The following is a 19,671-nucleotide window of genomic DNA, read 5'->3' on the forward strand; positions in this document are numbered from 1 at the left end:
CGTCATTGCGCCTTGTCCAAACCCGTCAGGAGCGGTAATCCTCGGCAGGATCGAAAGTAGTGGGAGCCTCGGATGTCTAAACTGGTAACGATATACGGCGGATCGGGTTTCATCGGGCGCTATATCTCCCGGCGCATGGCCAAACGGGGCTGGCGGGTGCGGGTTGCGGTACGCAACCCCAATGACGCCGGTTTCGTACGTACTTATGGCGTTGTCGGTCAGGTCGAGCCAGTATTCTGCAATATTCGCGACGATGCGTCGGTAGCGGCGGTCATGCATGATTCGGATGCTGTCGTGAACTGCGTCGGTATCCTTGCTGAGAAGGGCAAGAATACATTTGATTCAGTGCAGGTCGACGGCCCCGAGCGCATCGCTCGTATTGCTGCCGAGCAAGGGGTAGGACGAATGGTGCATATCTCGGCAATCGGCGCAGATGCCGACAGCCGTAGCGATTATGCTCGCACCAAGGCTTTGGGCGAAAAGGCCGTGCTAAAATACATGCCCGGTGCCGTGATCCTGCGTCCGTCGCTGATTTTCGGCCCGGAGGACGGCTTCTTCAACCGTTTTGCCGGCATGGCGCGGATGGCACCGGTCCTACCGATTGCTGGGGGCGAGACCCTGTTTCAGCCGGTCTATGTCGACGACGTCGCACACGTGGCTGAGATGGGCGTCACTGGCGATGCCACGCCGGGGGTTTATGAGCTGGGCGGCCCTGAAGTGGCAACCATGCGTGAGTTGATGCACCGCATGCTGACAGTGATCCGCCGGCGCCGCATGGTGGTGAATCTGCCCTTCTGGCTGGCGCATATGATGGCATCCGGATTCGATATGGTGCAGTTGCTCAGCCTGGGGTTGATCAGAAACGGTGTCTTGACCCGTGACCAGTTGCGCAATCTGGCTCAGGACAACATAGCGTCAAGCGATGCGCGTACTTTCAACTCGCTGGGTATCCACCCTACCCCGATGCAATCTATCCTGCCAGAATATCTGTGGCGGTTTCGCAAGGGCGGTCAATATGCGGATATCGCCGCCTCGGCGGATCGGCTGCTTGGCTGATCAACTATAGGCCCAAACCAGCAGCAATGCCCCCACAATGATCCGATAAATCACATAGGGTGTGAAGCTGACACTGCGCAGCAGGCGCATCATGAAAGCCAGTGCCAACAGAGCCGACACAAAGGCGAACCCGGCGGCAATCAGCGCCGGGCGAATCGCCGCCATGTCGGCGCTTTGGGCGACGTCGGCCCCCAGAAGGATGCCTGATGCGGCGATCGTGGGAATTGACATGAGCATGGACAAGCGCGCAGCGTCTTCGCGGGCATAGCCCAGCCGCCGCGCTCCGGTGATGGTGATGCCGGAGCGCGATGTGCCGGGAATCAACGCCACCATCTGCCACAGCCCCATGATCAGCGCATCGCGCTTGCTCCAATCTGTGGTCCGCTTGACTGCCGCCCCCGTCCGGTCGGCCCAATACAGCACCAACCCGAAAAGCAGCATGGCCCAGCCAATCACTGCGACCGAGCGCATGAGCTCGCTGAGCCCCGTAAAATACAAGACAAGACCGGCGAAAACCACGGGAACTGTCGCGATCATCAGGCCCATCGCCAACCGTGCCCCCGCAGTATCTGCGCGCCCGCTTAAAGCGCGCGGCAGTCCCGCCAGCCCCAGCCAAACATCACGTCGGAAATAAAGGATAACCGCACCCAAGGTGCCGACATGGACCGCAACGTCGATCAGCAGTCCCTGATCCTCCATCCCCGACAACCCCGGCAGCAAGATCAGATGGCCCGAGGATGAAACCGGCAGAAATTCGGTGACTCCTTGGATTAGCGCAATCAGGATCAACTGAAACAGGTACATGATGAAGAGCTCTGGAGAAGGCAGCAATCGAGCATCTGCTATCCTGCTGGCCTCGGGATGAAAAGGATTGCGTTCGATCCGCCTAATCCTCAGGCCTAGCCCCTGCCAGATCGCTGCTGGCGAAAGCCGCGTTGCAAAGTGCCGCTTCAATGCCAGGCGATGCCAGCCCCCTTGCTACACGAGGGTTCCAACTTTTCGGGCTTGCGCGATTTTTCTGGACCACAGGAGTCGCAGCCCAATGTCGCGACGCTCCCTTGCAAATCTACGCCGAGATCGCCAGACGCCCCGCCATAACGGCTTGTCCTATTCGGTTTCCCCCCTACCCGACTTGGGGGCTATGCATGAATCCCAAGCAGCTTTTCGGGCAAACTCCAGAATAAATAGGGAAGCGTGAATATTATACGTTTTTCTGCTTGCACCCCCCGTCGCGATTGCCTAAAGAGCCGCTAACCAACAGTGGCCCGTTCGTCTATCGGTTAGGACGCCAGGTTTTCAACCTGGAAAGAGGGGTTCGATTCCCCTACGGGCTACCATTGGTTCTTTTATACCATTCATTTTATTGATGTTTTGCCTATCCCCGTAGGGTACCGTCAGATGCCCGAGAGAAGCATCTGGTTGATTGCAGTGGTTTTGTCGGTGACCCCCTCCACTGCCCGGCAGGGATATGCTGATGTTTCAGGGACAGAACACCGCTTTTCGTCGTTGTGCTCTACCGCCAATTCCCGGGCCGACAGTCCCTCATGTCCCAGCGCAAACTCGATCGGATCATTGCGCCGATCCTGTGAAATTCGGTTCGCCAAACAGCAAATCGGGCCCACGAGCGCTGACATCTAACATTGTATAATGTTCGCTCCGAAATGCCGCGCTTACCAGTGTTTCCTTTACTTTGGCTTGAGATTCACATATTGGTATTGTCAGTACCTATTGCTTGCTGGGGGGAGGAAGTAATGTCTATCGATTTCACATTGACCGCTGAACAAGTGTCGTTGAGAAAAACGGCGCGCGATTTTGCACAGAACATTCTTAAGCCGATTGCGCTTGAAGCTGATGCAGAGCCTGATCCGCAAAAAGCATTCGCTATGATGAAGCCTGCGTATATCGAAGCACATAAGCTTGGACTTACCTTCGGGTTTATACCAACAGAATACGGAGGTTCCGGGATCACTAACGTCGACCTGCAAATCGTTGCAGAAGAGGTCTGTGCCGTAGACCCGGGATTTGGCTGTATCCTTTTGGTCAACGGTCTCGCTCTCTTACCATTGCTTTGGTACGGCTCCGAAGAGCAGAAAAGGAAGTGGCTGGTTGAGGCCACAAGCGATCAGACAGGGGAGTACATCGCGGGCTTCAACGTCAGCGAAACGGCCGGTACAGCCAACTTTGATCACGCAGGCGCCTTTCCGGCAGGACTGCAGATGACCGCTGAATATGACGAAGCGAATCGCGAGTATGTTCTAAATGGATCTAAGTATTGGCCGAGCAGCTCTGGTGGGTGGGACCTGAAGGGCGCGAACGTCAATATGTTCATTGTCAGAACCGACAAGCACAAGGGCGGCAATGAAGGCCTAAGCGCCATCTTGGTCCCCCGCGGAACTCCGGGCATGACCTTCAAGGCGCCAATCGACAAGATCGGGCACCGGACCAACCAAAATAACTGGATTGAGTGTGATAACTGCCGTGTGCCTGAGGAGAATGCTTTCGCGATTGGCAACGGGGACTTGATAGTGTCCAAAGCATTCACCTGGTCCGGGCCGGTGGCCGGAATTACGGCTGTCGGAGTCGCGCGATCAGCATTTGAGTGGACTATGGAATGGGCCAAAACGTTCACTGCCGCTGGAGACAAGCCGATCATCAACCATCAAGCGGTCGGTTATATGCTGGGCGATGTCGCTATGCGTATCGAGGCCAGTCGTTATCTTTGCTGGAAGGCGGCACACTACTTGGATATGCACGATGGAGAAGGGCAGGCTTTTGGGGCGATGGCCAAGATTTTCTCGACCGAGCTGTTGTTCGATTCTGTCTATAAATGCATGCAGATTGCTGGCGTTAACTCACTTAGCAAGGAATACCCGCTCGAAAAGCTATTGCGTGAAGCCGCGGTTCTCCCAATTTACGACGCGGGCACGGTAGGAATGCAGCGCCGCAAGGTTTGGGGAGTCATGGCGGATAAGGACTACGATACCAACGCCTTTAGAAACTGTGAGCCTGTGGAGTTCAAAAAATCGATGCAGGGTTGGTAGTTTGCAGTTTCCAAGCACTGACTGATGAACCTCCGGGCTTAGCTGTTCCAATATTATGTTGGCCGGAAAGGTCGGGAGGTTGCACAGCTCTGTCAGTTCATTAGCCACCTCGCTCGACCAGATTAAGTGTTGCAAGTGGCGTGCCCGAAAACTGACCTGCTTGAAGCTTTCCCTAAGCCGCCTTGCTCGAGCTAAAGCATCCGGTCGAACTGGAAGCCAGTACAATATCAGGTTCGAAAATATTGCGGTGAAACCTATTCACCCGGCACCATGAGCGCGCGTGCTGCGCCAACGCAGCCTCATGCCACCGCGTGAATCCCGAACTCCCGATCAACGCAACACGCTATGATAGCGGAAAGCTTTAAGTCGCGACTTTGCGCGTTACTTGAACTGAACCAAACCCGAAGCCTTCCACATCAACTTAACGGCTCATTCGTCTTCGTTTTCTTCGCTCTTGGGAAGGTTGAAAAAGCTTTCAGCATCTCGGAGATCCCGCTCGTCTTCTTCCACCTCTTCATCTTTGTCTTTCGATCCACCCAGCGTAAAGGTTTCCAGCCCCTCAATGGCGGTCGGGATGCGCGGCTCGGTCTCCATTCCCAGGCTCTGTTCAGTACTGACCAGCTTGCGCCGTTCGTCATCGCTCATCACCGCGCCTTCAGCCTCTTTTTTGGCGGCCGCCTTTTGCACAACCTGATCCAACTCGGATTGTCTGCACAATCCCAGCGCGACCGGATCAATCGGCTGGAGGTTGGCCATATTCCAATGGGTCCGTTCGCGGATCGACTGGATCGTCGGCTTGGTCGTACCGATCAGCTTGCCAATCTGGCCATCAGTGAGCTCCGGATGAAATTTGACCAGCCACAAGATCGCAGCCGGACGGTCCTGACGCTTGGACAGCGGCGTATAGCGCGGCCCGCGACGCTTCTCCTCACCGACTGCCGCTGGATTAAATTTCAGCTTAAGTTTGTGCAGCGGGTTCTTTTCCGCGGCGTCAACCTCGTCCTGAGTCAACTGGTTGTTACTGATCGGATCGAACCCCTTGACCCCTGCCGCGACATCGCCATCAGCGATCCCCTGCACTTCCAGTTCGTGCATGCCAACAAAATCGGCGATCTGCTTGAAGCTGATCGTCGTGTTCTCAACCAGCCATACAGCGGTCGCGCGGGCCATGATCGGTTTAGCCATTATGCGTCTCTCCTTCGACTCAATTCTTGCCCGATGCCTGGCTTGCGCCGGCGGTCCTGACGTTCAGGACAGGTTACCATTGTCGGGGAACTTGCAGCGTTTATAGTCAAAACATCCGGCTATGGAAAGCCCAGAATGTATCGCACCCTCCTTTCTACCCTGCTCAGCCTGACCCTAGCCACCGCTTCGCCGGCGGAGGGCGCGCGCGCTGGAACGTTTGATTATTACGTTCTATCGCTTGGCTGGTCGCCGAATTGGTGCGCGCAAACCGGGGCGGCTCGTGGCGACGATCAATGCGACTCACGACACAGCCACGGCTGGACCCTGCACGGACTCTGGCCGCAATGGCAGCGCGGCTATCCATCCTGGTGCGAGACTGCGCAACCCCCGCCGACACGGGCAATGACCGCGACAATGGCCGACATCATGGGTAGCGCCGGATTAGCCTGGCACCAATGGCAGAAACACGGCAGCTGCACAGGTTTCTCGGCAGCGAATTATTTCGCCCTGTCGCGCTCCGCCTATGCGATGGTCAATCGCCCTCCCGCATTGCGCCAGCTCGACCGCGCTATCAAACTGCCTGCGTCGGTTGTTGAAGAGGCCTTCCTCAAGGCCAATCCCGATTGGCACGCCGATATGCTGACCATCACCTGCAAGGATGGCCATATCCAAGAAGCACGCCTGTGCCTGTCCCGAACCCTCAAACCAATGCAATGTGGACCTGACGTGCGCCGCGACTGCACCTTGTTGGACGCCGTTTTGCTGCCGATCCGCTGATGATCGCGCAGCACTCCAGCCTCTTTCTGGTTAAAAATACCCAAATCCCACCACTGCAATCCTGCGGGACATCAGGGGGTGCTATCAAATCGTCAAGATGGTCGATCCTGTCGTTTCTCGCGCCTCCAGCGCTCTATGCGCCTCGACCACATGTTCGAGTGCGAACCTTTGGCCGATATGAATTTCCACGTCTTTTGCCTGTACCTTGTCAAAGAGATGCCGCGCCATGCTCTGACAGGTTTCGTGATCGGCGATATGGGTGAACAGTGACGGGCGGGTGAGCTTCAACGATCCCATCTGCCCCAGAACTCCAAGGTTAAATGGCGGTACCGGACCCGACGCGTTCCCAAACGAGATCATCATGCCCAGCGGTTTCAGCGAGGCCAGCGAGCCATCGAATGTGTCTTTGCCGACCGAGTCCATCACCACATCGACCCCCCGGCCTTGCGTCACCTCACGCACCCGTTTCGGCCAATCTTCGGTTCGATAATTGACACAATGCGTCGCCCCGTTTTTTACCGCCAACGCGCATTTTTCATCGGTTCCAGCCGTACCGATAAGGGTAATCCCTTCAGAACGCGCCCACTGGCAAGCGATCAATCCCACCCCGCCCGCAGCGGCGTGGAACAGAACGCTGTCACCGGGCTGGAGCGGAGTTGTCCGATGAAACAGATATTCCACCGTCATGCCTTGCAGCATCATCGCAGCTCCCTCTTCGAAAGAGATATCGTCAGGCAACGGACAGACCTGTGCAGCAGGCATCACGCGCATATCGCAATACGCACCGGGCGGAGTCGCCGCATAGACCGCGCGATCGCCTTCGCGCAGATGGGTCACACCATCACCGACCGCCTCGATTACCCCGGCGGCCTCCATCCCCAGAGCGTGCGGTAGATCCATCGGATATAACCCGCTGCGCTGATACACATCGATAAAGTTCAATCCGCAGGCACGATGCGCGATCCGCACTTCGCCCGGACCGGGCTCGCCCACGGGGCGCTCCTGGATCTCCAGAACGTCGGGGCCACCGACCTGTTCGAATATTACGGTGCGCGCTGTCTGCATCATCTGTCGTTCCTCGTGTGCTCTGCTTTGGCATATATGACCCGATCTTGCGCGAATATCCGGCACTGTCCATCCTTGCCACGGACAACCTCGCAAATGAGTGATCCGGTTCACGGCGAGAATATGGTATAATTCTCCCCAACGCTAACGGATGGTCTGTCCGGTCAAGCGGCGGGCTGCCCCATTCCACGGGAAACAATTCCCGAATTTGCGGAGGATGAGCAGATGGCAAAGACAATCGGAAATCCTTTCAGCTGGGCGGCACAGCATCTGGGCGCAAGCGGAACGCACCTCGCGGAATCATCAGCGGTCTTAGGCGGAACCACCCATAGCCAGCCGCAGATTCGCGATCTGCATTTGTCCGATCTGCGCGGGGCTTTGCGCGCCGGCATAGATGACTTCATGGCCAGCCGTACCGATGCCATGCTGGCGGTCGTAATCTACCCGCTGGCAGGGCTTCTGCTCATCATTGTCGGGTTTCAACTGAACGCCGTCCACCTTCTGTTCCCGCTTCTGGCGGGTTTTGCGCTGCTGGGGCCGGTTGCCGCCGTCGGGCTTTATCAAATCAGCCGCCAACGCGAGGCGGGACAAGACGCCAATTGGGCAGATGCTTTTGGCGTAGTCAAAGCACCCGGCTTTGGCGCAATCCTGGTGCTTGGGATTGGGCTTGGGGCGCTTTTCCTGATTTGGATCGTCACCGCCCACCTCATCCACATGTGGACAATCGGACCTGATCCGGCGGCCAGTTTCTCGCAGTTCCTGCGCGACGTTTTCCAGACCAGTGCGGGCTGGACCATGATCGTTGTTGGTGTCGGCGTGGGGTTCGTGTTCGCTCTGGTCGCACTGGCGGTCAGTGTCGTGTCCTTTCCGTTGCTGCTGGACCGGCAGGTGGGTGTACCCACGGCTGTCGTCACGTCGGTGCGGGTGATGCGGCGTAATCCCGGTGTGATCCTGTGCTGGGGTCTGATCGTCGCCACGTTACTGGTTCTCGGTGCCATCCCGATTCTGGCCGGGCTAATCCTGATCATCCCGATACTGGGCCATGCGACCTGGCACCTTTATCGGCGCGCCGTCGTGTAGGCGCCGGAATATTGCCGAGGCTTCTTGCTATTCACCGCTGACCTTCAGGACGATTTTGCCGATATGTTCACTTGCCTCCAGCCGGGCATGCGCCTTGGCGGCGTCGGCCAGATCGAACGCACGGTCTAAGATCGTGCCGACGCGCCCCTCATTAAAAAGCGGCCAGACAGAATCCAGCAAATCGGTGGCGATACGCGCCTTGGCCAGATCACTTTGCGGGCGCAGCGTGCTGCCCGTTATGGTTAAACGGCGAAACATCACCTGAGCAAAGTTCAGCTTGATCTCGGAGCCCTTTAACATTGCGATCTGCACCAGACGCCCATCGTCGGCCAGCGCGGCAACGTTGCGCGGAAGGTAATCGCCGCCCACCATGTCCAAGATCAGGTTCGCTCCGCCCTCGCCTTGCAGTATCTCGACGAAATCTTCTGAATGGTAGTTGATCGCCCGCTCCGCCCCGAGCCTGACGCACGCCTTGCATTTTTCATCGGATCCGGCCGTCGCGAATACCCGCGCGCCGAAGACGTGAGCCAGTTGAATCGCCGTCGTTCCGATCCCGCCTGCGCCGCCGTGAACCAAAAACCGCTCACCTCCCTGCAGTGCGCCCCGCGAAAAGACATTTGAAAACACGGTGAAACAGGTTTCCGGCAAGCATGCAGCATGTTTCAAATCCATCCCGTAGGGGATCGGTAAGCAATGTGCGGCGGGCGTCGCCACAAATTCGGCATATCCACCTCCCGGAAGCAATGCGCAAACCTTGTCTCCGACCGACCAACCCGTAACTCCGGGACCGATCGCCGTGATCTCACCTGCAGCCTCGAGACCCGGCAGATCGCTGGCCCCAGCAGGTGGCGCATAGAGCCCGGCGCGCTGCATCGCATCGGCGCGGTTCACTCCCGCCCAGGCTACACGAAACACCACCTGACCATTACCCGGCTGCGGTATCGGACGCTTGGTCAGCTTCAGGACGCCGGGAGCGCCGGGTTCGCTTATCTCGACGGCACGCATGATATCTGTCATCCGGTCTCTCCCTGAATTGGTAAAAATCCTGCCAGTTCATCTGCGCCGATATACCGTTCCTGGAAGGTCGTCACGCTCGCGGGGCGGGCGGATTTGGCCCAGAAACCAGTTCGGCACGACAAGAAACGGCTTCAGCAATGGATTGTCTTGAACCTGCGCCTTAAGGTTTTCGATGCGCATCACCTCGTCGATGCGCCGGTCAAGAAATTCCCAGGTTGCGGTGCTCTCGTCACTGCTGTCCCCCAGCCAGTATAGCAAAACTGCCGAGTAGACGCCGGACAAAGTGGCGCGCTTTGTGTACCAGTTCACATCATCGGAGCTGTCGCCCAGCGTCGTCCAGATCAGATCACAGGTGCGCCACAGGGCACGTGCCCCATCGGGCGCGTGCTGGGGCAGCGCAAAGAATGTGGCACTGCGGCGCATGACTTCCTTATCGTCTATTGCTTCGATACGATATCGAATGGCGGTCGCGATCCGGTCGCGAACACGCAGATCGGCAAGATCCGCCGCTTCCAGCCGTGCCACCATTTCTGCATCGCCTCTGTCGTGCCAGGCCAATGCCAAGTCCACCGCCCCGCGCGGAAACATCGCACGCGCAAGCGCCGGCGGGACATCGCTATCCGTGATCGCGGTGCGAAATGTGGACTCGGACCAGCCGTCAAAGATAACATGTGTCAAGGCAGCATCAAGAATCTGATCTGCACTGTCCTGATATTCGGTCATGGGCGGCTCCTGTCATTGACATGACACTGGCCGATCCTGCGGAAAGTTCCAACCGGCCAAGCATTCGTGATGCTACAAACGATCCGAAAACGCTGTGTGGGTTGACGTTTGTTTCTGGACAACGCCTGTCTACGCGCTTATGTTAGACCCTCCTGCAAATCCTTGCAAATCAAACTAGAAAGGTGGTGAAAACCACATGCAGGTAAGTGTTCGTGACAATAACGTCGATCAGGCGCTTCGTGCGCTCAAGAAAAAGCTTCAGCGCGAAGGCGTTTTCCGCGAAATGAAGCTCAAGCAGCATTTCGAGAAGCCGTCCGAAAAGAAGGCACGCGAAAAGGCCGAGGCGATTCGCCGGGCCCGCAAGCTGGCGCGCAAGAAGGCACAGCGCGAAGGCATGATGTAAACAGCTACGACGTTTACGACACAAGATTGATGACCCCCGGAGCTCCGCTGCGGGGGTTTGTCTTTTTTACGGCTATGAGCAGGGTTTTCGACCATCTTGACCGCCAATATAATAGGCGTCTGACGCCGTCAAACCGAACCCGGCAGCGACAATAACTATATCGCAAAAGGCCGGTTGCATCCCAAAGCGTTTTTGAACATCTTGCGCAGCGATGAGCCGTTTGAGCACGGACAACATAAACTTCGCCCGCCTGTCATATGTGTGCACGGAAACGACTCGCGCAGGCGTCCACATGGACATCGCGGCAATCAGGGAAAAATAGAATGAAAATCGGATGCCCGAAAGAAACCAAACCGCAAGAATTTCGCGTCGGAATGACACCAAACGGGGCACATGCGGCAATTGCTCGCGGCCACGAGGTTCTGATCGAAACCAATGCCGGAGCGGGATCGGGATTTGAAGACGCCGCTTATGAGGCTGCGGGTGCGCGCATCATGGCCAGCGCACGCGAACTATATGCCGAAGCCGAAATGATCGTGAAAGTGAAGGAGCCCCAGCCCGCCGAACGTGAGCTTCTGCGCCGGGGGCAAATCCTGTTTGCCTATCTTCATCTCGCCGCCGACCTGGATCTGACCCGCGATCTTTTGAAATCCGGTGTTACTGCTCTGGCCTATGAAACCGTCACCGACCGCAAGGGCGGCCTGCCCTTGCTGGCTCCGATGTCCGAGGTTGCTGGCCGTCTGGCGCCACAAACCGGATCATGGGCGCTGCAAAAGGCCAATGGCGGCAGTGGCGTGTTGATGGGCGGCGTGCCGGGTGTACGCCCGGCAAATGTCGCTATTCTTGGCGGTGGCGTGGTCGGCACCGCAGCGGCAAGGGTAGCGGTCGGTATGGGTGCGAATGTAACGGTGATGGACAAGTCCGTGGCGCGCCTGTCCTATCTTGATGATATGTTCATGGGCCGCCTGACCACTCAGTTTTCCGAACAGGCCGGATTGACCGACCTGCTGCCCCGCACCGACATGGTCATCGGTGCCGTTCTGATTCCCGGCGCGGCAACCCCCAAACTACTCAGCCGTGATCAGCTTGCTTTGATGAAACCCGGCTCGGTTCTGGTAGATGTGGCAGTCGATCAGGGCGGGTGCTTTGAAACGACGCGGGCGACGACACATGATGACCCCATTTATGACGTGGACGGTATCATCCATTATTGCGTTGGCAACATGCCTGGTGCCGTCGCGCGTACCGCCACCATCGCCCTGAACAACGCGACGATGCCGTTGATGCTGGCATTGGCCGACAAGGGCTGGCAACGTGCTTGCGTCGAAAACGCCCATCTGCAGGATGGCCTGAATCTGCATGATGGTCATTTGACCTATACCGCAGTCGGCGAAGCGCTGGGTATCGAAACAACAGATATCGCCGAACTTATCTCGGCCTGACCGTTGTCGGGCCGGTGCAATCCGGCCCGACATCGCGCTGGTCATGCTTTGCGCACGACTTCCACTCGGTGGGGATACGGAATCGAGATGCCGTTCTCGTCAAAGGCCTCCTTGATCGATTTTGTCAGCTCGAACTTCAGATCCCAATAATCACTCGCTTGGCACCACAACCGCGCTGTCAGATCCACGGAACTTTCGCCCAGATTGGTCACCCGAACCCAAGGCTTTGGATCGTCCATGATCCGGCTATCGGCATTTGCCTTGTCCAGGATGATCTGCATTGCCTGATCGGCGCTGTCCTCATAGTCGATACCAAATGTCAGATCCAGGCGACGGGTATCATGGTGGGAATAGTTGGTGATGATCTGCCCCCACGCCTGCCCGTTGGGAACCACAATTTGGACATTATCGGGTGTTTTCAGCTCGGTGAAGAACAGGTTCAAATCCACCACCGTACCAGACGTGCCGGCAATATCGACATATTGGCCCAGCTTGAACGGCCGGAACAAGACCAGCATAAACCCGGCCGCCAGATCGCTCAAGGTGCCCTGTAATGCGAGCCCGATCGCCAGTGTCGCGGCGCCCAGCATGGCGACAACGCTTGTCGCCTCGATCCCAAATAGGTTGAGTACCGCAAGCACCACCACGATCAGGATCAGCCAGCGCACTATATTGGCTGCGAACGCACCCAGGGTTTGGTCCAGACGCGGATGCGACAAAATTCGCCGCCGCACAAAGCCTGAAATCACCCCCGCAGCAATCCAGCCCAGGACCAATACGACCAGCGCCTTTGCCGTATTTATCAAGAGCGGCGTATAAGCGCCGACTTCCTCAAGTATCCCCTCCATTCGTCTCTCCTTTTTCACTATATAAAAAGGCCGCGCGACCTATCAGGTCAAACGCGGCCTTGCTTGTAAGCTATCGTTGTCAGGCTTTCAGCCGATCCCGAATTTCCATCAGCACCTCTAGCTCGGTCGGCCCGGCAGGTTCTTCAACCACCGGAGCTTTCGGATCACGCGACACGGCTTCCTTGGCACGATTGACGGCTTTGACCAGCATGAACACCACCCCTGCAATAATCAGGAAATTCACTACTGCCATCAAAAACGACCCATAGGCGAACACCGCCGCCCCAGCCTCGCGCGCAGTTTCAAGCGAGGCATAGTCACCCCTGCCGCTGAGCACGATGAACTGATTGGAAAAATCGATTCCGCCTGTGAACAAACCGATGATCGGGTTTATCAGATCCTCGACCACCGACGATACGATGGCCGTGAAGGCCGCTCCAATGATGATCCCCACGGCCATATCCATGACATTGCCACGGGCGATAAAATCGCGAAATTCTTTTAGCACGACGAATTCTCCTGTTCGGATCACATTTCAATTGCCGCATGATATTCGCAAGAGTTTTGCGACATTTACACAATTGGTTGATCGGACCAGACCGAATTCTGCTTACTGTTGCGGATCGACTATCATGCTAGGGCAGGTTCCCGGTCAGCACATAGCGCAGGATGTCGACGACCTGTTCGGGGTGCTCAGCCACCGCCAGTGCCGCAGCATCGACCTCCTTAAGGGCGTGCTGGTGATCGGCCCCGTGCAATACGATCAGGGCCTTGCCCAAGGCCGCAGCATAGCCCGCATCAAAGGCCGCGTTCCACTGCTTATACTTCTCACCAAAGCGCACCACCACCACATCCGCCTTTTCAATCTCGGTGCGGGTCCGGATCGCGTTCAGCTTGGCTCCCTTGTGATCATGCCAGAACTTGTCGTCCTCTGCGCCAAGGATCGCCACCCCGCAATCATCGCTGGCGTCGTGATCCGTCACCGGCGCGGCAAAGCTGACATCCAGATCTTTTGCCCCTTCGACAATCCGCTCCCGCCAATCGGTGTGGATCTCGCCAGAAAGATAAACTTTCAATCCCATATCGAATTCTCCTGTCCATCTGAAAGGGCGCTTCCCGCCCTTTCTTCTTGCTGCAAATATCCTCGCCGAAGGCGAATTCTGCAATCAGCCGCGCAAGATTCCGCCGGTTGCCTTGGCGACCTTTTCGACGATGCGCTTGCTGACCGCCTCGATCTCGGCTTCGGTCAAGGTCTTGTCCTTTGGCTGCAACCGCACGGTCACGGCCAGAGATTTTTTGCCCTCGCCCAAACTGCCGCCGATAAACTGATCGAACACGCGCACGGTTTCGATCAAGGCCTTGTCGGCACCGGCAGCAGCATTGACCAGCGCCAGCGCTTCTACCTCGGCATCGACGACAAAGGCAAAGTCGCGTTCTGCCGCTTGCAAATCGGCCAGTTTCAGTGCCGGGCGCGTCGCACCAGCCTTGCGCGGAAACGGGACCGCCTCGGGCCACAGCGTGAAGGCCATCGCCGGTCCCTTCACCTCCATCGCCTCCAGAATGCGCGGATGCAATTCGCCAAAAATACCCAGCACCTTTTTCGGGCCCAGACAAATCATGCCATGCCGTCCGGGATGCCACCAATCCGGCCCTCCGCGCAAAATCTGCGCCCGTGCTGGCGCGCCCATCTCCGTAAGCAGCGCCTCGGCATCGGCCTTGACGTCATACACGTCAACCGGACGCGCGGCACCGTGCACATCTTTCGGGCCGGTCCGCCCAATCAACACACCCGTCACCTGTTCGGACTGTTCGCCCGGCTCGCCGCCCTGGAATGCGGGGCCAACCTCGAACAGCGCCAGATCCATATACCCCCGCGCCTGATTGCGTGCCGCCGCCTGCAACAGGCCGGGCAGCAGCGATGGGCGCATATGGCTCATCTCCGAGGAAATCGGGTTTTCCAGCATTGTCGCATCATCGCCACCGCCAAACAGCGCCGCGCTGGATTGGTCGATGAAGGAATAGCTCACGCATTCATTATATCCCAATGCTGCGCAGGTCCGTCGCGCGGTCTGCTTGCGGCGCTGGCCGGGGGTCATCACCGGTTTCGGAACCCCTGCGGGACGGGGCAAAGGCACACCTTCAAGTTTGGTCAGTGAGGCGATGCGGGCCACCTCTTCGACCAGATCGGCCTCGCCGTGTACATCGGGGCGCCAGCTGGGCACATGCGCCATATCGCCGTCCAGCCGGAAACCCAGTTGGGTCAGCGTCTTGCGCTGCTCGCCTTCGGGAATCGCCATGCCGACCAGGCTTTGCACCCGGTCCACATCCAGCCGGTAAGCCCGCGCGTGGTTCGGCACGTCGCCCGCAACCACCACCTCGGACGGTTCGCCGCCGCACAAGTCAAGGATCATCCGGGTCGCATCTTCCAACCCCGGCAAAGTATATTCGGGGTCGACCCCGCGCTCAAACCGATAGCGCGCGTCCGAATGGAGCCTGAGCGCCCGGCCCGCCAAGGCAATCTGGACGTGGTCCCAATAGGCGCTTTCTAAAAAGACATTGACGGTCTCGCCGGTGACGCCGGTCGCATATCCGCCCATGATCCCGCCAATGCTTTGCACGCCGGACTCGTCAGAAATTGCCATCGTTCCGGGATGCAAAGCGTAATCCCGCTCGTCCAGTGCATGCAGGTTCTCGCTGCCCGTGGCCCGGTGGACCCGCAGCCCCCCCGCCACTTTGTCGGCGTCAAACACATGCAGCGGGCGATTGCGGTCAAAGGTAAAGAAATTCGTGATATCAACCAAGGCCGAGATAGGGCGCAATCCGATGGCACGCAGCCGGTCCTGCAACCATTGCGGACTGGGGCCATTGGTCACGCCGCGAATGACCCTGCCAGCAAACAGCGGACAGCCATCCAGCGTATCCTCGTCGATGGAAACCTGAATCGGGCAGGGAAATCTGCCCTCAACCGGCTGGCTGTCGCGCGGTTTCATCTCGCCCACGCCCCGCGCTGCCAGATCGCGGGCAATGCCGCGCACGCCAAGGGCGTCAGGTCGGTTCGGGGTGATCGCGATCTCGATCACCGGATCGACGCGCGCCGGGTCATGTTCCGCCAGCCAGTCGCTGAAGCTTTGCCCGACCTCACCCGAAGGCAGTTCGATGATGCCGGAATGTTCGTCCGACAGCTCCATCTCGCGCTCGGAGGCCATCATGCCATAGCTTTCGACGCCACGAATCTTGCCAACTTGAATCGTGGTATCGATGCCGGGCACATAGGTGCCGGGCTTGGCGACGACCACGGTGATGCCTTCGCGGGCATTGGCCGCGCCGCAGATGATCTGTTTTTCGCCCTCGTCGGTTAGCACCTTGCAGACTTTCAGCCGGTCGGCATCGGGGTGCTTTTCGGCGGCGATCACCTTGCCGATCGTAAAATCGGCCAGCCGCGCCGCAGGGTTCGAGATCTCTTCTACCTCAAGCCCCAGATCGGTGAGCGTATCGGCGATCTCGTCCACACTGGCACTGGTGTCGAGATGCTCTTTGAGCCAGGATAGGGTGAATTTCATAGTCGTGCTCCCAGCTTTTCGCTTGTTTCTTTTTTCATGCGCGCAGCCGCTATGACTTCCAGCATCACCTGCTCAACCCTCCGCGCAGGGTCGGCACATCCAAGCTGGCAAACCCGTAATGCCGGAGCCAGCGCAGGTCGCTGTCAAAGAACGCCCGTAGATCGGGAATGCCGTATTTCAGCATCGCGATCCGGTCGATGCCCATGCCAAAGGCAAAGCCCTGCCACGCATCCGGATCAATTCCGCCGGCGCGCAGCACCGATGGGTGCACCATGCCGCTGCCCAGAACTTCCATCCAGTCATCGCCTTCGCCGATGCGCAATTGGCCATCGACCCATGAGCACTGGATATCGACCTCGGCGGACGGCTCGGTGAAGGGGAAATGCGAGGCGCGGAAACGGATCTTGATCCCGTCCACCTCAAAAAATGCGGCAAAGAATTCTTCTAGAACCCATTTCAGGTTGGCCATGGAAATGTCGCGATCAATCGCCAGCCCTTCGACCTGATGGAACATCGGCGTATGGGTCTGGTCGTAATCGGCGCGGTACACGCCGCCGGGGCAAATGATCCGGGTCGGCGCGCCGGTTTTTTCCATGGATCGGATCTGCACCGGGCTGGTATGGGTGCGCAACACGTTGGGCGGGCGGTCGTCCTTCGCATCGCGGTGCATATAGAACGTGTCCATCTCGGCCCGTGCCGGGTGATGGGCGGGGATGTTCAGGGCGTCAAAATTGTACCAGTCGGTGTCGATCCGCGGGCCTTGGGCGACGGAAAAGCCCATTTCGGCAAAAATTGCCGTAACCTCTTCCGTGACCTGACTGACCGGGTGGATCGTGCCCTGGCCCCGCACCCGCGCGGGCAGCGTTACATCCAGCCATTCGCTGCGCAGCCGCTCGTCCAGCGCCGCATCGTGCAGCGCCGCTTTGCGGGCAGCAAGGGCGCTGGTGATCTCGTCCTTCACGGCGTTCATAGCAGGGCCCGCAACCTTGCGCTCCTCGGGCGTCATCTTGCCCAACTCGCGCATTTTCAGCGCCACCTCGCCCTTCTTACCAATGGCGGCAAGGCGGATCGCCTCAAGCGCGGCTTCATCCGCCGCATCCGCGATCTGACCCAGATATTTTGCTTTCAGATCGTCCATCACGGTCCCCTGATCCCGGTTTTGCCCGGTTGCTATCCATAGGTGGGGCCAAACGCAAGACTGCCCCGAAAAACGAAAGGGCCGCCCGATCGGGGCGGCCCTTGTATTGTCAACGCTGGGCCGATCAGGCGCTCAGCGCGTCCTGAGCCTGTTTCACGATGACGCCGAATGCGTCGGGCTCGTGAACGGCCAGATCGGCTAGAACCTTGCGGTCCACCTGAATCCCGGCCATATTCAAACCGTTGATAAAGCGGCTATAGGTCAGCGCCTCGTCATGGGCACGTACCGCGGCGTTGATCCGCTGGATCCACAGCGCGCGGAAATTCCGCTTGCGATTCTTCCGGTCGCGCGTGGCGTACTGGTTAGATTTGTCCACCGCCTGCGTGGCGACGCGGAACGTGTTCTTGCGACGACCGCTGAAGCCGGTGGCGGCCTTGATGATTTTTTTGCGGCGGGCGTGGGTGACGACACTGTTTTTTGCGCGTGACATATCGACTGTCTCCTATCAGCGGTCGTAGGGCATGAAGCCCTTGACGATTTTTGCGTCGGGGGCCGACAGCGTGGTCGTGCCGCGAGCGTCGCGAATGAATTTGCGGCTGCGCTTGATCATACCGTGACGCTTTCCAGCCTGACCAGCCAACACCTTACCGGTCGCCGTCACCTTGAAGCGCTTCTTGGCGCTTGATTTGGTCTTCATCTTGGGCATTTCCGTCTCCTTATTCTTATAGATCGGTGGCAGGCGCGACTCGGCATGCCGCATAGGCCGGTCGCGCCATAGAAAGCGTCCTTTAGACATTTCGCGTGGTGGTGGCAAGGAGATTGCACCAATCCCCCTGCCCAAAGGATCACTCCGGATCGGTGCGCAATATCAGGCGCTCGTCACAGGGGGCAATACGCAGGATATTCGTGGTTCCGGGCACATTGAACGGCACCCCGGCGGTAATCACGATTTGGTCATCCGTGTCCGCAAAGCCCGCGGTGCGGGCGGCGCGGGCGGCATTGACCACCGCCATCTTGAAGCGGTCCAACTCTTCGGTCATGACGCAATGACAGCCCCAGCTGAGGGTCAGACGGCGCGCAGTATTGCGCACCGAGGTCAGCGCAATGATCGGAACACCGGGGCGTTCGCGGGCGGTCAGCAATGCGGTGGTGCCGCTTTGCGTGAAACAGCAGATCGCCTTGATGTCGGTCTTTTCCGCGATCTCGCGCGCGGCGGCGACGATACCATCGGCGGTGGTCGAGCCTTTGACGCTGCGCGAGGCATTGATGATTTCGGTATAGGTCGGATCATTCTCGACCTCTCGCGCGACGTTATCCATGGTACGGACAGCCTCGACCGGGTAATTGCCGGCGGCAGATTCCGCACTCAGCATCACCGCGTCGGCGCCCTCATAGATGGCAGTCGCCACGTCCGAGACCTCGGCGCGGGTCGGCATCGGGCTATCAATCATCGATTCCAGCATCTGCGTCGCCACGATCACCGGCTTGGCCGCCGCACGGCAGCGGCGGACCATCCGTTTCTGAATCGGCGGCACGTTCTGTACCGGCAATTCCACCCCGAGATCCCCGCGTGCCACCATGATGCTGTCGCAAACCGCCAGGATTTCGTCGAACTTCTCGACCGCTGCGGGTTTCTCGATCTTGCACATGATCGCGGCGCGGCCATCGACCAGAGCGCGAGCCTCATGCACATCTTCTGGGCGCTGCACGAATGACAGCGCCAGCCAGTCAACGCCCAGATTGCAGGCGAATTCCAGATCGTCGCGGTCCTTCTCGGACAGCGCCGCCAGCGGCAGCACAACGTCGGGCACATTGACCCCCTTGCGGTCCGAGATGGTGCCACCTGCAACGACCTCGCAATTGGCATAGTCCTCGCCGCACTCCGTCACTTTCAGTCGAATCTTGCCGTCGTTGACCAGCAAGGTAGCGCCGACTCGCAGCGCCGCGAAGATTTCCGGATGCGGCAGGCAGACGCGGTTGTCATCCCCCTCAGCCGGGTCCAGATCGACACGGAACCTCGCACCTTCCTGCAAATCATGTTCGCCCGCCGCAAATACGCCCACACGCAATTTCGGCCCCTGAAGATCGGCAAGGATGGCGATAGGGCTGTCCAGATCTTTTTCCACCTGCCGGATGATTCGGTGCTTTTCGCGGATGTCATCCTGCGTGCCGTGGCTCATGTTCAGCCGGAAAACATCGGCGCCTGCCTCATGCAGGGCGCGGATCGTGTCATAGGTTTCAGATGCCGGGCCAAGGGTGGCGACGATCTTGACGTTTCGCTGGCGTCTCATGGTAATGGGTGTCCTCGGTCGGGGTGCGTTATCGCAAACATTTCT

19 protein-coding genes and 1 tRNA gene are annotated in these 19,671 nt (G+C 58.5%); 7 read left to right on the top strand and 13 right to left on the bottom strand.

Features of this window, described 5'->3' with window-relative positions:
* Nucleotides 1-72 precede the first annotated feature (72 nt).
* Nucleotides 73-1,056 (top strand): complex I NDUFA9 subunit family protein, encoded by a 984-nt coding sequence (locus tag JAO82_RS07580; RefSeq protein WP_198685775.1) that lies wholly within the window; start codon nucleotides 73-75, stop codon nucleotides 1,054-1,056.
* Here the strand turns inward: JAO82_RS07580 and JAO82_RS07585 are convergent, their stop codons facing one another.
* Nucleotides 1,057-1,860 (bottom strand): undecaprenyl-diphosphate phosphatase, encoded by an 804-nt coding sequence (locus tag JAO82_RS07585; protein WP_198685947.1) that lies wholly within the window; start codon nucleotides 1,858-1,860, stop codon nucleotides 1,057-1,059. It lies immediately after the preceding gene.
* A 458-nt stretch (nucleotides 1,861-2,318) separates the two neighbouring features.
* On the opposite strand from JAO82_RS07585, the gene JAO82_RS07590 reads away from it, so the two are divergent.
* Nucleotides 2,319-2,393, top strand: a tRNA-Glu gene (locus JAO82_RS07590).
* Between the two features lie 414 nt (nucleotides 2,394-2,807).
* Nucleotides 2,808-4,097 carry an acyl-CoA dehydrogenase family protein gene (locus tag JAO82_RS07595; RefSeq protein ID WP_198685776.1) on the top strand — a complete coding sequence of 430 codons (1,290 nt, stop codon included), beginning with the start codon at nucleotides 2,808-2,810 and terminating at the stop codon, nucleotides 4,095-4,097.
* 429 nt (nucleotides 4,098-4,526) lie between these two features.
* Here the strand turns inward: JAO82_RS07595 and JAO82_RS07600 are convergent, their stop codons facing one another.
* The gene (locus JAO82_RS07600; protein ID WP_198685777.1) at nucleotides 4,527-5,282 is read right to left on the bottom strand and encodes a DUF1013 domain-containing protein; all 756 of its coding nucleotides are present in this window, start codon (nucleotides 5,280-5,282) and stop codon (nucleotides 4,527-4,529) included.
* 135 nt (nucleotides 5,283-5,417) lie between these two features.
* On the opposite strand from JAO82_RS07600, the gene JAO82_RS07605 reads away from it, so the two are divergent.
* Entirely contained in the window at nucleotides 5,418-6,059 is a 642-nt protein-coding gene (locus JAO82_RS07605) for a ribonuclease T2 family protein (RefSeq protein ID WP_198685778.1), read from the top strand.
* Nucleotides 6,060-6,143: 84 nt separating this feature from the next.
* Here the strand turns inward: JAO82_RS07605 and JAO82_RS07610 are convergent, their stop codons facing one another.
* On the bottom strand, nucleotides 6,144-7,127 hold the full coding sequence (locus JAO82_RS07610; RefSeq protein ID WP_198685779.1) for a quinone oxidoreductase family protein: 984 nt from the start codon (nucleotides 7,125-7,127) through the stop codon (nucleotides 6,144-6,146).
* Between the two features lie 222 nt (nucleotides 7,128-7,349).
* Between JAO82_RS07610 and JAO82_RS07615 the strand changes: the two genes are divergently transcribed.
* The gene (locus JAO82_RS07615) at nucleotides 7,350-8,204 is read left to right on the top strand and encodes a DUF2189 domain-containing protein (protein ID WP_198685780.1); all 855 of its coding nucleotides are present in this window, start codon (nucleotides 7,350-7,352) and stop codon (nucleotides 8,202-8,204) included.
* A 27-nt stretch (nucleotides 8,205-8,231) separates the two neighbouring features.
* On the opposite strand, the gene JAO82_RS07620 is transcribed toward JAO82_RS07615, so the two are convergent.
* Complete coding sequence (locus tag JAO82_RS07620; protein ID WP_198685781.1) at nucleotides 8,232-9,221, bottom strand: NAD(P)H-quinone oxidoreductase; 990 nt, start codon at nucleotides 9,219-9,221, stop codon at nucleotides 8,232-8,234.
* A 36-nt stretch (nucleotides 9,222-9,257) separates the two neighbouring features.
* Entirely contained in the window at nucleotides 9,258-9,944 is a 687-nt protein-coding gene (locus JAO82_RS07625) for a COQ9 family protein (protein WP_198685782.1), read from the bottom strand.
* A 196-nt stretch (nucleotides 9,945-10,140) separates the two neighbouring features.
* Here JAO82_RS07625 and rpsU point away from each other — a divergent pair, with 196 nt between their 5' ends.
* Both rpsU and ald read left to right on the top strand, forming a co-directional pair.
* Nucleotides 10,141-10,347 carry a 30S ribosomal protein S21 gene (gene rpsU / locus JAO82_RS07630; protein ID WP_007118112.1) on the top strand — a complete coding sequence of 69 codons (207 nt, stop codon included), beginning with the start codon at nucleotides 10,141-10,143 and terminating at the stop codon, nucleotides 10,345-10,347.
* A 323-nt stretch (nucleotides 10,348-10,670) separates the two neighbouring features.
* The gene (gene ald, locus JAO82_RS07635) at nucleotides 10,671-11,789 is read left to right on the top strand and encodes an alanine dehydrogenase (protein ID WP_198685783.1); all 1,119 of its coding nucleotides are present in this window, start codon (nucleotides 10,671-10,673) and stop codon (nucleotides 11,787-11,789) included.
* A 41-nt stretch (nucleotides 11,790-11,830) separates the two neighbouring features.
* On the opposite strand, the gene JAO82_RS07640 is transcribed toward ald, so the two are convergent.
* The 8 genes from JAO82_RS07640 to pyk form a co-directional block, all read right to left on the bottom strand.
* Nucleotides 11,831-12,637 (bottom strand): mechanosensitive ion channel family protein, encoded by an 807-nt coding sequence (locus JAO82_RS07640; RefSeq protein WP_198685784.1) that lies wholly within the window; start codon nucleotides 12,635-12,637, stop codon nucleotides 11,831-11,833.
* 79 nt (nucleotides 12,638-12,716) lie between these two features.
* A complete protein-coding gene (mscL, locus tag JAO82_RS07645) occupies nucleotides 12,717-13,145 on the bottom strand; it encodes a large conductance mechanosensitive channel protein MscL (RefSeq protein WP_198685785.1) in 429 nt (142 codons plus the stop codon).
* Nucleotides 13,146-13,272: 127 nt separating this feature from the next.
* A complete protein-coding gene (locus JAO82_RS07650) occupies nucleotides 13,273-13,719 on the bottom strand; it encodes a YtoQ family protein (protein ID WP_198685786.1) in 447 nt (148 codons plus the stop codon).
* A gap of 84 nt (nucleotides 13,720-13,803) precedes the next feature.
* The gene (gene pheT, locus JAO82_RS07655) at nucleotides 13,804-16,197 is read right to left on the bottom strand and encodes a phenylalanine--tRNA ligase subunit beta (protein ID WP_198685787.1); all 2,394 of its coding nucleotides are present in this window, start codon (nucleotides 16,195-16,197) and stop codon (nucleotides 13,804-13,806) included.
* Between the two features lie 64 nt (nucleotides 16,198-16,261).
* Entirely contained in the window at nucleotides 16,262-17,335 is a 1,074-nt protein-coding gene (pheS, locus tag JAO82_RS07660; RefSeq protein ID WP_198685788.1) for a phenylalanine--tRNA ligase subunit alpha, read from the bottom strand.
* A 124-nt stretch (nucleotides 17,336-17,459) separates the two neighbouring features.
* A complete protein-coding gene (rplT, locus tag JAO82_RS07665; RefSeq protein ID WP_198685789.1) occupies nucleotides 17,460-17,825 on the bottom strand; it encodes a 50S ribosomal protein L20 in 366 nt (121 codons plus the stop codon).
* Between the two features lie 15 nt (nucleotides 17,826-17,840).
* On the bottom strand, nucleotides 17,841-18,041 hold the full coding sequence (rpmI, locus tag JAO82_RS07670; RefSeq protein WP_198685790.1) for a 50S ribosomal protein L35: 201 nt from the start codon (nucleotides 18,039-18,041) through the stop codon (nucleotides 17,841-17,843).
* Nucleotides 18,042-18,180: 139 nt separating this feature from the next.
* Nucleotides 18,181-19,626, bottom strand: a complete 1,446-nt coding sequence (gene pyk, locus JAO82_RS07675; protein WP_198685791.1) for a pyruvate kinase — start codon at nucleotides 19,624-19,626, stop codon at nucleotides 18,181-18,183.
* Between the last annotated feature and the right edge of the window lie 45 nt (nucleotides 19,627-19,671).

It is taken from the genome of Pontibaca salina, from assembly GCF_016307205.1.
Classification (GTDB): domain Bacteria; phylum Pseudomonadota; class Alphaproteobacteria; order Rhodobacterales; family Rhodobacteraceae; genus Pontibaca; species Pontibaca salina.